The 13071-nt window shown below is 72.5% G+C and carries 5 protein-coding genes and 1 pseudogene; 1 reads left to right on the top strand and 5 read right to left on the bottom strand.

The window, feature by feature from the left end:
• Nucleotides 1-79 precede the first annotated feature (79 nt).
• A complete protein-coding gene (locus ACIBBD_RS13190; protein WP_399419433.1) occupies nucleotides 80-5269 on the top strand; it encodes a family 43 glycosylhydrolase in 5190 nt (1729 codons plus the stop codon).
• 63 nt (nucleotides 5270-5332) lie between these two features.
• Here the strand turns inward: ACIBBD_RS13190 and ACIBBD_RS13185 are convergent, their stop codons facing one another.
• From ACIBBD_RS13185 to ACIBBD_RS13165, 5 genes and pseudogenes are all read right to left on the bottom strand, one after another.
• Nucleotides 5333-8119, bottom strand: coding sequence for a hypothetical protein (locus ACIBBD_RS13185; RefSeq protein ID WP_399419432.1), 2787 nt, complete (start codon nucleotides 8117-8119; stop codon nucleotides 5333-5335).
• Nucleotides 8116-9228, bottom strand: a complete 1113-nt coding sequence (locus ACIBBD_RS13180) for an AAA family ATPase (protein ID WP_399419431.1) — start codon at nucleotides 9226-9228, stop codon at nucleotides 8116-8118. Before ACIBBD_RS13180 ends, ACIBBD_RS13185 begins: the two co-directional genes overlap by 4 nt.
• A 27-nt stretch (nucleotides 9229-9255) precedes the next feature.
• The gene (locus ACIBBD_RS13175) at nucleotides 9256-11016 is read right to left on the bottom strand and encodes a VWA domain-containing protein (protein ID WP_399419430.1); all 1761 of its coding nucleotides are present in this window, start codon (nucleotides 11014-11016) and stop codon (nucleotides 9256-9258) included.
• On the bottom strand, nucleotides 11013-12350 hold the full coding sequence (locus ACIBBD_RS13170) for a hypothetical protein (protein WP_399419497.1): 1338 nt from the start codon (nucleotides 12348-12350) through the stop codon (nucleotides 11013-11015). The genes ACIBBD_RS13175 and ACIBBD_RS13170 overlap by 4 nt, the downstream gene beginning before the upstream one ends.
• Nucleotides 12351-12461: 111 nt before the next feature.
• Nucleotides 12462-12989 (bottom strand): annotated as a pseudogene (locus ACIBBD_RS13165) (hypothetical protein); the annotation flags it as partial.
• Between the last annotated feature and the right edge of the window lie 82 nt (nucleotides 12990-13071).

Below are 13071 nucleotides of genomic sequence, written 5' to 3'. Positions count from 1 at the left end.
CGATATCTATTGACGCCGCACCACACACCACCTGACACTCTCGCAACACGACGTCACACAGCTGAAACGGCGGGCCGACATGACGCACATCCCATGCCTTCGCAGCCGCGCGAGACGCTGGGCGGGCCGCCTGGCCGGAGCGACCGCCGCGTCACTGTTCCTGGGGCTCCTCGGCACCCCGGCTCCCGCGCAGGCGGCCGAAGTCGCCGACCTCACCGACGGCCTGGCCCTCTGGTACAAGCTCGACGGCGCCTCCAGGGCCACCGACGCCTCCGGTCACGGTCGCGACGGCACGGTCCAGGGCACCGCCGACTGGTCGGGCCAGGGCCTCTCCTTCAACGGCACCGACACCTACGTCAAGGTGCCGAACGACGTCATGAAGGGCATGAACGCGATCACCGTCTCCACGGACGTGCTGATCGACGCCACGCAGAGCACGCCGTACTTCCTCTACGGATTCGGCAACTCCAGCGGGAGCAGCGGCAACGGCTACCTGTTCACCACCGGCAACTCCCTCCGCACCTCGATCGCCACCGGCAACTGGTCGACCGAACAGACCACCAGGCCGGCCGACTCCCACAACCTGACGCGCGCGGTGTGGAAGCACCTCACCTACACCCAGACCGGCACCACCGGGGTGCTGTACGAGGACGGCGTCGAGGTCGCCCGCAACACGTCGGTCACCATCACCCCGGGCGCCATCGGATCCGGCACCACCACCGCCAACCACCTCGGCAAGTCGGTCTACTCCGGCGACAAGCTGTTCAAGGGCCGGATGCGCGACTTCCGGGTGTACGACCGGGCGCTGGCGGCCTCCGAGGTCGAGCAGCTCGCCCTCCCCGTCGCCGCGCAGGGCGTCGCCGACGACCAGGCCGCGCTCACCCTGGGCGACACCGGTGCCGTGACCGCCGACCTGGCCCTGCCGGGGACGGGCACGGCGGGCGGCTCCGCCATCACCTGGGCCAGCGACAACCCGGCCCTGGTCTCGGACACCGGCGAGGTGACCCGCCCGGCCGCCGGCGAGCCCGACGGCCGCGCCACCCTCACGGCGACCCTGAAGAAGGGCACCGTGACCGCCACCAAGTCCTTCGACGTCACGGTCCTCGCGGCGTTCGACGACACCACCGCCACCCGGCAGGCGGCCGAGTCGCTGACCGTGCACAACCTGGACGACGTGCGCGGCAACCTCACCCTCCCGGCGACCGGCGCCCACGCCACCGCCGTCACCTGGTCCTCCGCCCGGCCGGAGGTGATCGCCGCCGACGGCGTGGTCCACCGGCCCGCGCACGGCACCGGCGCCACCACCGTCGAGCTCACCGCCACCGTCGCCAAGGGCGACGCGCAGGCCACCCGCGTCTTCACCGCGAAGGTGCCCGAACTCCCCGCACCCGCCGCCCTGAAGGGCTACCTCTTCAGCTACTTCACCGGCGAGGGCACCGCCGACGGCGAGCAGCTCTACTTCGCGCTCAGCAAGGGCGACGACCCGCTGAAGTGGCGCGAGCTGAACGACGGCAAGCCCGTCCTGACCTCGTCCCTCGGCGAGCAGGGCCTGCGCGACCCGTTCATCATCCGCTCCCCGGAGGGCGACAAGTTCTACCAGATAGCCACCGACCTCAGGATCTACGGCAACGGCGACTGGGACGCCGCCCAGCGCACGGGCAGCAGGTCCATCATGGTCTGGGAGTCCACCGACCTGGTCCACTGGACGGACCAGCGTCTGGTGAGGGTCTCCCCCGACAGTGCCGGCAACACCTGGGCGCCGGAGGCCTACTACGACGCGCGGCTCGGTGAGTACGTGGTGTTCTGGGCGTCGAAGCTGTACGACAACGCCGGGCACACCGGCGACACCTACAACCGGATGATGTACGCGACGACCCGCGACTTCCACACCTTCAGCGAGCCCAAGGTCTGGATCGACCGCGGCTACTCGGTCATCGACTCCACGGTGATCCAGCACGACGGCACCTACTACCGCCTCTCCAAGGACGAGCGGAACAACACCTCCTCCACGCCGAACAGCAAGTTCATCTTCGAGGAGAAGAGCGACTCGCTGCTGAACACCTCCTGGACCCCGGTCGCGGAGGGCATCGGCAAGGGCGCGATGAACGCGGCCGAGGGGCCGCTGGTGTTCAAGTCGAACAGCGGGGAGAAGTGGTACGCGTTCCTCGACGAGTTCGGCGGCCGCGGCTACATCCCGTTCGAGACGACGGACCTCGACTCCGGCACCTGGACCCCGTCCACCGGCTACGACCTCCCGGCCCGGCCCCGTCACGGCACCGTCCTGCCGGTCACCCAGGCCGAGTACGACCGGCTGCTGAGCACCTACCAGCCCGACCAGCTCGTGCGTGAGGTCGAGGACGTGGCGGTGAGGACCCGCGTCGGCGAGGCCCCCGTGCTGCCCGCGACCGTGATCGCCGAGTACGCCGACGGCGCGCGCCGGCCGACCGCCGTGACCTGGGACGACGTCCCCGCCTCCGCGTACGCGCAGGCGGGCTCCTTCACCGTGAACGGCAGCCTTCCCGACCGCTCCGCCACGACCGTCCACGCCGAGGTGACGGTCTCGGCGCAGGGCCCGGACGTGCCCGCCGACCTGCTCCTGCACTACGACTTCGACGAGACCTCCGGCACCATCGCCCGCGACTCCAGCGGCCACGGCTACCACGGCACCTACGTCCGTACGCCCGCCTTCGGCACCGGGGTGAACGGCGGTTCCTTCAGGATGTCCGGCGATTCCGCCGCCTCCCCGTACGTGAAGATCCCCAACGGGGTGCTGAGGAACGCGGGCAGCGTCACCGTCTCGACGTACGCGAAGTGGCAGGGCGGCAGCAGCTGGCAGTGGCTGTTCGGGCTCGGACCGGACAGCGACAAGTACCTGTTCGCCAGCCCCTCCAACGGATCCTCGAAGCTCTACTCGGCGATCACCAAGGCGAGCTGGTCGGCGGAGTCGAAGCTCACGGCGGGCTCGCAGCTCACTCCCGGCGAGTGGCGGCACGTCACCGTCACGCTCGACGGCGCGACCGGCACGATGGTCCTCTACGTCGACGGCGTCGAGGCGGCCCGCACCACCGGCGTCACCATCGAGCCGTCCGAACTGTACGACTCCACCAAGGACTTCAGCGGGTACGTCGGCAGGTCCCTGTACTCCGCCGACCCGTACTTCGGCGGCGAGGTGGACGACTTCCGCGTCTACGGCCGGGCGCTGTCGGCCGCCGAGGTGCTGGAGCTGAGCGGCAACACCACGGGCGTCGCGAAGGCGACCCACCCCGCGCTGAGGGTCGACGCGCTCGTCGACGACGCGCACAGCCGGATCACCCTGCCGCTGGCCGAGGGCACCGATGTCACCGCACTGGCACCGCAGTTCACGCTCGCCCACGGCGCGGCGGTCAGCCCCGCCTCCGGCAGCGTCCAGGACTTCAGCCGGCCGGTGACGTACGAGGTGACCGGCTCCGACGGCCGCAAGCGCACCTGGACCGTGTCGGCCCTGATCATGAAGAGCCCGGTGCTGCCGGGCCTCACCGCCGACCCGAACATCGTGCGCTTCGGCGACACCTTCTACCTGTACCCGACCACCGACGGCTTCGCGGGCTGGAGCGGCACGCGGTTCAAGGCGTACTGCTCCACCGACCTGGTCCACTGGAAGGACCACGGCGTCATCCTCGACCTGGGGCCGGACGTGTCGTGGGCGGACAGCAGGGCGTGGGCGCCGACGATCGCGGAGAAGGACGGGAAGTACTACTTCTACTTCTCCGCCGACGCGAACATCGGTGTCGCGGTGTCCGACTCCCCGACCGGCCCCTTCGAGGACGCTCTCGGGCGACCGCTGCTCAGGGCGGGCCAGTTGACCGGCCAGATGATCGACCCGGCGGTCTTCACCGACGACGACGGCCAGTCGTACCTGTACTTCGGCAACGGCCGCGGATACGTCGTCCCGCTCAACGCGGACATGACCTCCTTCGACGCCTCGAAGATCGAGGACATCACCCCGAACGGCTACAACGAGGGCTCCTTCGTCATCAAGCGCAAGGGCACCTACTACTTCATGTGGTCGGAGAACGACACCCGGGACGAGAACTACCGCGTCGCCTACGCGACCGGCCCCTCCCCCACCGGCCCGTGGACCAGGCGCGGCGTGATCCTGGAGAAGGACCTCTCGCTGGGCGTCAAGGGCACCGGCCACCACTCGGTGGTCCACGTGCCGGGCACCGACGACTGGTACATCGCCTACCACCGCTTCGCGATCCCCGGCGGAGACGGCACCCATCGCGAGACGACCGTGGACAGGCTGGAGTTCGACGCCGACGGCTTGATCGAGAAGGTGGTGCCCACCCTCACGAGCGTCGACCCGGTCACCATCGCCCACGCCGGACCGGACGCGACCGGGAAGGAGGGTGACGCGATCGAGCTGACCGGCACGGTCTCGGGCGCCGGCACCCCGAAGTGGACGGTCGAGGACGGCGCGCCCTGCGCCCTCGCGGACCCCGCGTCGGCCAGGACCACGCTCACCTGCACGGACGACGGCAGCTTCGAGGTCACCCTGACCGGCGGCCGCAGCAGCGACACCGCCACCGTGACGGTCTCCGACGCGGCCCCGGTCATCAGCTCCGCCACCGGCCCGAAGACCCCGGTGGGCGTCCGTCAACGGGCCGTCGTCACCGCCGTGTTCGGGGACCCGGGCACGTCCGACACCCACACCTGCGCGGTCGACTGGCGGGACGGCACCGCGCCGGCGTCCGGCACGGTCACCGCCTCCGGCTGCCGGGCCGAGCACACCTACGCCAAGGCCGGCATCCACCGGCCCGTGGTGACCGTCACGGACGACGACGGCGCCTCGGACAGCACGACACTCCCCGAACTGATCGTGTACGACCGCGCCGCCGGCCCGGCGACCGGGGCGGGCCTCGTCCGCTCCCCCGCCGGGGCCTACCCGGCCCGGCCCGAACTGACGGGCAGGGCGGACTTCTCCTTCACCGCGCGGTACACCACGGGCGCCACCGCCCCGACCGGCCAGGTCACCTTCGCCTTCGGCCCCGCCCGCCTGAAGTTCCGCTCCACCGCTGTGGACTGGCTGGTCGTCACGGGCTCCCGGGCCGTCCTCCAGGGCTCCGGCACGGTCGACGGCGTGAGCGGCTACGCCGTCCGCGTCACCGCCACGGACTCCCCGGACACCTTCCGCGTCAGGATCTGGAAGGAGTCCACCGGGGACGTCGTGTACGACAACGGCGCCGGGACCGTCACCGGGACGGTCACCGTGGGCGCCGCCCGGCGTTAGACACAGGGCCGTCCGCCGCCGGGGCCGCGCCACCGCATGACAGCGGTGGCGCGGCCCTTTGCGTCAGGCGGCCGCCAGCAGCGCCTCCAGTGCGATCGCGGTCTCGGGGTGGCCGGTCAGGAGGGCCGAGCCCCGCGGGGCGCCGGGGTCCGGGCTCGTCCAGGTGCCGTCGTAGCCGAGCAGGTCCGCCAGGGCGTCGCAGGCCGCCGGGTGGGCGGCGAGGAACGCGACACCACGGGCGGCGTGCGCGGGCTGCCGGGGGTGGGTGGCCGGCGGCTCCTGCGCCAGGTGCCACGGCGGCACCCAGGCGTCCAGTTCCGCGAGCCGGGCCGGGAAGACGCGGCCCGCCTCCCGGATCAGCAGCGGGGCCAGCTCGGCCCCGCCGGAGCGCAGGGTGGTGATCAGCGTCGGCAGCCAGGGCAGCAGGACCGGGTCGGGGAGGCGGGCGAAGGCGTTCGAGACCGCCTCGACGACGAAGTCGGCCAGCCCCGGCACCGGTTCCAGGGCGTGCACGAAGCCGCTGAGGTAGCGGGGGTAGGCGGGCACCACCAGGGGGTTGGCGAGCAGTTCGTCGCACCGGGTGCGCAGCGCGGCGCGGGACAGCGTGCCCAGATGGGTCTGCGCCGCCCACAGCAGCGCCGTCCGCGAGGGCTCCCGCGGGTGGGACTGGGCGAGGGCCAGCTCGAGCTGCGTCCGGTCGCAGCCGAGGGACAGGGCCAGGCCCTCCATGCTGAAGAGGAAGCCCAGCCTGGCCGCGACCTGGCGGACCGTCGCGTCCTCGTCGGTGAACGCCGTCGGCAGCAGGGTGCAGTAGTGCGCGTAGCCGGTCTTGACGAAGGACTCGATCCAGGCCGGCAGCGCCGGTTCGCTGGTGCGGTAGTAGGCCAGCAGGCGGCGGACCCGGAGCAGCACCTCCGGTGCGCCGTCGACGGTGCGTTCGCCCGCCAGGACCTGGAGGGCGTGGGTGCCCAGTTCGTCGGCGAGTCGGCGGCTGCGCAGGTAGCGGATGGCGTCCTCGACGGCCTCCAGGACCTGGGCCGTCGTGGCCTGTGGCGCGTACGCGGCCCGGCGCAGCCGCTGCTCCAGGACCTGTTCGATGCTGACGCCCTCGTAGCCGAGTTCGATCAGGGCCCGCTGGTGGGTACCGAGCGCCAGGTCCCAGGACTCCTGGATCGGGCGCTCGCCGAGCCGCCGGTCGCCCATGATCGGCCGTGCGGCGCCCTCGGGCAGCAGACGGCGCAGCATCCACAGCACGTCGGAGCAGCGCTCCAGTTCGGGCCGGGAGGTGATGTCCAGCAGGGCCCGCTGCACCCCGCGCTGCTGGAGTCTGAGGTTCAGCGGCGCGAGCCGGTCGTGCACGTCCCGGGCGAGCGGCGGCAGCGCGTCGTAGCCGACCTGGCCGACACGGTCGCCGCCCATCATGATCTCGACCAGCCGGCGCACGTCCCGCCGCCCCGGCACGATGTCCTTCTCGATGCAGGTGACGGCCGCGTCCTGGAAGTCGTACGGCGTCGGCCTGACGCGGTCGCGCATCCCGGCCAGCAGGATCGACGTCTCGAACACGGCGATCGCGTCGGCGGTGGAGGCCAGGTAGCCGTTGCGCCGGGCGGCCCGCACGATGTCCACCGACCAGCCGAGCAGTTCGGCCTCGTCGAGGGGGTCCAGGGCGGGCGGGCGCTGGAGGAATCCGGTGAGCCGGTCGGCGGGCGGGGCCGCGGGCGCGGGCAGGGCCCTCACCGGCCTGCCGCTCTTCTTCGCGCCCGCCTGGCCCGCCAGGCGGTAGGGCCGGACGCCGGTGCGCCGGAGGTTCTTCGCCCATTCCGTCGCGGCGATGGACACCGATCCCGCGGCGAGAGCGAACTGGGCCTCGATGGCCGCGTGGCTGGACGGGATGAGGCCGTGCCGCCACCTGGTCGCGGTGGGCGGGCTGATGGTGAAGGTGTCACTGCCGTGCACGCCGAACTCCTCGACGCGGCTGGCCGCGTGGAACGCGCCGCAGACGTAGAGGCAGTCGGCGGGGTCGGCGCCGGTGGCGGTGAGGTGCTCGCGCATCCGCGTCCACATGTACCGCTCGCGGTTCTCGTCGACCCGCAGGCGTCGCGGGTCACCGGGGGCGAGACGCCGGAAGAGGCTGCCGATGAGCAGCATGACCTGCCGGTAGGTGTCGTGATCGCTGTCGCCGAGCGGCAGTTCGACGTACTGGTGCCACCACTCCGACCAGTGCCGTACCCGTCCGTGGCGCAGCAGGTGCTCCTCCAGTTCGGCGAAGCGGGGCCGCAGGTCGCCGATCTCCACGCCGACGGCGTCGCCGTGCAGGGCGGTCTCCTCGTCACCGGCCGGCGCGTCGGGGCCGGTCTCCTCGCCGGGCGGTGTCTCCCACTGGAAGACGTGGTCGGAGGAGCGGTCGACGAGGACGAGTTCGACGCCGGGGGTGTCGAGGGCGTAGGCGATCGCCTGGTACTCGGCGGAGGCCTCGGTGACCGGGGCGACGACGGAGAGCGGCGACCAGTCGGCGGGGAAGCCGTCGACCTCGGTCGCGAAGGCCTGGACGGCCACCGGGAGGCGGCAGTTGCGCAGTTCGGTGAGGAGGGGGGCCATGTCCTCGCACAGCTCGAGGTAGATCACCTTCGGCTGTTTCTCACGCAGCCGGCGGGCCATGGCGAGGGCCGAGGCCGGTGAGTGGTGGCAGACCGGGAAGATCTCCAGCGGCTCGCGCACGGCGCGTTCGACGTCGTCGACGATGCCGCGCAGGAGGCCCTCCAGTGCCCCGGGACCGTCGGCGAAGGCGGTGGCCGCGTCCTGGAGCTGGGTGCGCAGGGCGGTGAACGTGCCCTCGGGCAGGGCGCTCACGACAGGGTCGCGATCGCGTCGCGGCCGCCCTCGAGGAACTCCGGCCAGGAGCCGCCCTCTTGCTTGCTGCGCGGTTCGACGACGCCGTGCAGGTACTTGTTGAGGATGGCGAGGTCCTCCGGTTCGCGCCGGGCCAGGGAGCCGACGAGGGAGGAGGCGAGGGTGTGTGCGGTGAGGGCGCGCTCGCCGAAGAAGTTGCTGTGCAGGATGGCGTCCTCCAGGACGCCGATCTGCTCGGCGGTGGACAGCGCGGATTCCAGCTTCTCGTCGTCGCCGGCCGCGGCGGCCGCGGAGGCGCGCAGGTCGGCGAAGCTCTGCAGCAGCACGTCCAGCAGGGTCGGCGGGACGTCCAGGTCGATCTGGTGGCGGCGCAGCAGTTCCTCGGTGCGGAAGCGGACGATCTCCGCCTCGCTCCTCTTGTTGGTCACGACCGGGATGCGGACGAAGTTGAAGCGGCGCTTGAGGGCCGAGGACAGGTCGTTGACGCCCCGGTCGCGGCTGTTGGCGGTGGCGATGACGGAGAAGCCCGGCTTGGCGAAGACGATGTTGTCGCTGTCGAGTTCGGGGACGGAGACGTACTTCTCCGACAGGATCGAGATCAACGCGTCCTGGACGTCGCTGGTGGACCGGGTGAGCTCCTCGAAGCGGCCGATCGTGCCGGTCTCCATCGCGGTCATGATGGGTGAGGGGATCATCGACTCCCGGGACTGGCCCTTGGCGATCACCATGGACACGTTCCACGAGTACTTGATGTGGTCCTCGGTGGTGCCGGCCGTGCCCTGCACCACCTGGGTGGAGTTGCGGCAGATCGCCGCGGACAGCAGCTCGGCCAGCCAGCTCTTGCCGGTGCCGGGGTCACCGATGAGCAGCAGGCCGCGGTCGGAGGCGAGGGTGACGATGGAGCGCTCCACGAAGCTGCGGTCGCCGAACCACTTCTGCGGGATCTCCCGGTCGAGGCCGTCGGCGCGCTCGGAGCCGAGGACGAACAGGCGGACCATCTTCGGCGACAGACGCCAGGAGAACGGCTTGGGGTGGTCGTCGATCGACTCCAGCCAGTCCAGTTCCTCGGCGTACTTGATCTCGGCGGGGGCGCGCAACAGGTCGGTCATCACAGGGCCTTTCGTGAGAGGAGGGGGTCAGGCGAGGAAGGTCTTGAGTTCGTGGACGAGCTTGCGGATGTGGCCGGAGAGCACCGGCGTGCCCTGGTCCTTGAAGCGCTCCCGGAACCAGGGGTTGACGCTGCCGCGCCCGGAGCTGGTGACCGACCCGACGGGGATGAACTTGACCCCGGAGCGGTGGAGGGCGGCCATGCTGTCGAACAGGGGCTGGGACTGCCATTCGTAGAAGTCGGAGATCCACACCACGACGGTGTTGCGCGGCTCGGCGATCTTCGGCTGGGCCAGGGCCATGGCCACGGTGCCGTCGGTGCCGCCGCCGAGCTTGGTGCGCAGCAGGGTCTCGAAGGGGTCGTGCACCCAGGGGGTGAGGTCGAGCGCCTGGGTGTCGTACGCGATCAGGTGGACGTCCACCTTCGGCAGTCCGGCGAAGATCGAGGCCAGGATGGTGCAGTTGACCATGGAGTCGACCATCGAGCCCGACTGGTCCACCACGACGATGAGCCGCTGCGGGGTCGTCTTGCGGGCGGTGTGCCGGTAGTAGAGGCGGTCGACGTAGAGGCGTTCCTCTTCGGGGCTGTAGTTGGTGAGGTTCTTCCATATGGTGCGGTCGAGGTCGAGGTTGCGGAACACGCGCTTGGGCGGGACCGAGCGGTCGATCGCGCCGACCGTGGCCTTCTCCACCTGGGTGCGCAGCACTTCGGCGACCTCGTCGACGAAGCGGCGGATGAGGGCCTTGGCGTTGGCGAGGGCGACGCCGGAGAGGTTGTTCTTGTCGCGCAGGAGCTGCTCGATGAGCGACATGCTGGGGGTGAGCCGCGCGGCGAGCTTCGGGTCGGCGAGCACTTCGCGCAGGCGCATGCGGCGGACGAGGTCGGCTTCCAGGGCGCCCCGTTCCGGTCCGATCGCCGGGATGAGGCGGCTGAGGTCGGGTGTCCTGCCGTTGCCGCCGGAGCCGGTCGGGCTGACGCCGCCGGGGCCGCCCGGGGCGCGGCCGCCGCGCAGGTCACCGGGCGAGCAGCCGAGGGCGCGCTCCAGCCAGCCGGCGTCGGACTGCCACCGCGACAACTGTCCGGCGCCGACGGCTCCGGTGCCCGTGGAGAAGACGTTGAGCAGCACCTTGGAGACCAGCGCCGCACGCCGCACCTCGGCGGCACGATCGCGACCGTCACCGGTACCGTCGCCTCCGCCGTCGCCTCCGCGGGTACCCCTGCCCACGCCACCGTCGACGACCCGCCCGGCGTCCGCGCCGGTGTCCCCGTCGGCACCCGAGCCAGGGGCCCCGCCGGCGCCCGTACCGGTGGCCAAGCCGGTGTCCGAGCCGGTGTCCGAGCCGGTGTCCGAGCCGCTGTGCCGGTCAGCGCCGCCGGCTTCCGAGCCGGAGGGCCCGTCGACGCCCCTGCCGGCAGCCGATCCGGCGTCTTCCTCGGCGCGCCCGTCGGCAGCCGCGCCGGCGCCCCGGCCGCTGTTCGTTCCAGAGTCCCCGTCGGCACCCCCGCCGGTGGCCGGGCCGGACTCCCCGTCGGGCTCCGGGACCATCAGGCCGTCGAACTCGGCGGCCAGCTCCGGGTGGCGCTGGACGACCGAGTCGATGGAGGCCTGGGGGTCGAGCAGCGCGGGTGGCAGGCCGATGTCCTCGACGACGGCGAGGCTCGCGGACTCCAGCGCGGCCTGCTCCTCGGGGTCGAAGAGCCGGGCCAGCAGCCGCCAGTAGAGGACCTGGCGGCGGTTGTCGTGGCCCGCCGTCGCCCGGGCGGTGTGTTCAGTGGTGTGCTCGGTCATTTCCGCAGCAGCCTCCCCGCCCGCTCCCGCAGGACGGTCACGGCGTCCGTGGCGGCCTTCTCCGCCTTGACGCCGGTCTTGTCGGTGGTGCCGCCGGCCCAGGCTCCCGCCTGGAGGGCGACGGTCTTGCGGCGCACGGTCGTCTCGACGGCGAGCGGCTGGACGCGGAACTCCCCGTCGTCCCAGCGGAGCAGGCCGATGCAGGCGCCGGAGGCCGCGACGGCCTCGGGGGTGAGCGGCCCGGCGGCCGGAATGCGGTCGGTGTCGACGACGAGGGAGTGTCCGGCGAAGCGGAAGGTGAGGGCGTCGCCGTCCTGGAGGACGTCGTAGCCCTCCAGGAACACCGGTTCGGCGAGGCGCGCGGGATGGCGGTCCAGGGGTGCGGTGGGCGCGGCCGTCGCCGTCGGCAGGGCGACCCGGGCGGTGGCGAAGGCGTCGGCGGGGGCGCCCGCGCGGGCCCGCTCCTCGTCCCAGAGCAGGTCCCCCTCCTCGGTGAGGGGCATGTCGGTGAGGTCCATGGCCCGGCCTTCGCCGAGCGCGGTCAGCAGCGACAGGTGCGGCCGCAGGAGCTGCCAGACGCCGGCCGCGACGACGGTGTCCGGCTTGGGCACGGAGACGCTCGCGCGCACCAGCCGGGGCGTGGTGCCGTCGGCGGGCTCGAGCACCGCGTGCACCTGGGCCTGCGCGGCGGTCGCGTGTTCGTGCAGATCGACGCCGAGGGGCAGCAGACGGCCGGTGACGGTGCCGGCGGCGGCCGGCTCGGCGGCGCCGGGCCGGGTCAGGAGCAGGGCGCGCGCCCACAGGTCTCCCCACCGGCGGGCCGGGAACCGGTCCAGGGCCGCGCCGGGACAGGAGGCGGCGAGTTCGGCGGCGAAGCCGTCGAGCAGGGTGGCCAGGCGGCGCAGTGCGGGGTCGGGCAGCATCGCGGAGACGATCGGCGCGGCGGCGCCGACGAGTTCGTGGTCGATGCCCTGCCAGCCGGCGCGGGCGAGGTCGGCGAGCCAGGTCCGGGCGGCCAGCAGAAGGTTGACCGTCTGCCGCTCGGCGGGTGGTGTCGTCGTCCCGCCGCGGGTGCGGCCGCTGATCTCGTCGAGACGGGCGGCCAGCGCGTCGTGGGCGGCGCCGAGCAGGGCGGTGCGGGCGGCGGCGAGGGCGGTGAAGTGGTCCTCGCTCGCGGTTCCGGCCGCCGCCTTCTCGGCCGCCTCGGCGGCCCGGGCGGCCAGGGGCGTGCCCGCCACGGCCCGGGCGAGTTCCGTCAGGTCGGCGGCGCGGGCGGGCTGGGGGCGCAGCAGACCCGTGACGAGGGTCCGGTCGAAGGCGTCGACCGCCGCCAGGGCCTCGCCGAGCCCGTCGACGGACGCGGTGAGCGGGCCTGGCGCCTCGCCCGCGCTCCCACCGGGCTCCTCCCCCGCGCTCGTGCCGGGTTCGCCCGGGGGCACCGCCGTCGCCGTCGCCCGGGTGGGCGCGAACCACTGCATCTCCGGCAACGGGGCGGTGGTCGGCGCCAGTTCGAGGTAGGCGAGGTGGCGCAGGAACCTGCTGAAGACGGAGGCCGCGGTGACCTTGCCGTCCGCCGGCGCGGGGCGGGCGGAGAGCATGGCGGCGGTGAGGGCCGGGGCGTTCACCTCCCCGCCCTCGGGATCGACCCGCAGACAGCGGGCGACGCGCTCGGCGCCGTACTGGAGGACCGCCTCGGTGATCAGGGCGCGGATGTGGTTGCAGAACGAGCCGCGGGCTCCGCCGCAGGGACGGTTGTTGTTGGTGCTGCACGCGAACGCGTAGCTGCCGGAGGCGACCGACGAGACGTAGACGCGCTCGATGTCCGAGCCGCTGGAGACCACGCCCTGGAGGCGTCCGTCGGCCAGTTCGACGAAGGGGACCTTGGCGAGTTTGCGTGGCCGTGCGGGCGGCACCACCCGGGCCGTGCTCGACCTCTCCCAGTCCGACAACGCACCATCTCCTTTGCAGCACAAGGCGTACGCCGGGCCGGCGCAGCACAGGGGGGCTGTCACGCCGGAGCGGCGCGACGAGAACGAAACTACTGGCGACCACTGA

It is taken from the genome of Streptomyces sp. NPDC051315, from assembly GCF_044455165.1.
Lineage (GTDB): Bacteria > Actinomycetota > Actinomycetes > Streptomycetales > Streptomycetaceae > Streptomyces.
This window is presented reverse-complemented; position numbering and strand designations above follow the sequence as displayed.

What these genes read in the sequence shown, in the direction of transcription:
- ACIBBD_RS13190 (WP_399419433.1), top strand. Translation starts at nt 80, where the DNA reads ATGACGCACATCCCATGCCTTCGCAGCCGCGCGAGACGCTGGGCGGGC.
- ACIBBD_RS13180 (WP_399419431.1), bottom strand. Translation starts at nt 9,228, where the DNA reads ATGACCGACCTGTTGCGCGCCCCCGCCGAGATCAAGTACGCCGAGGAA.
- ACIBBD_RS13175 (WP_399419430.1), bottom strand. Translation starts at nt 11,016, where the DNA reads ATGACCGAGCACACCACTGAACACACCGCCCGGGCGACGGCGGGCCAC.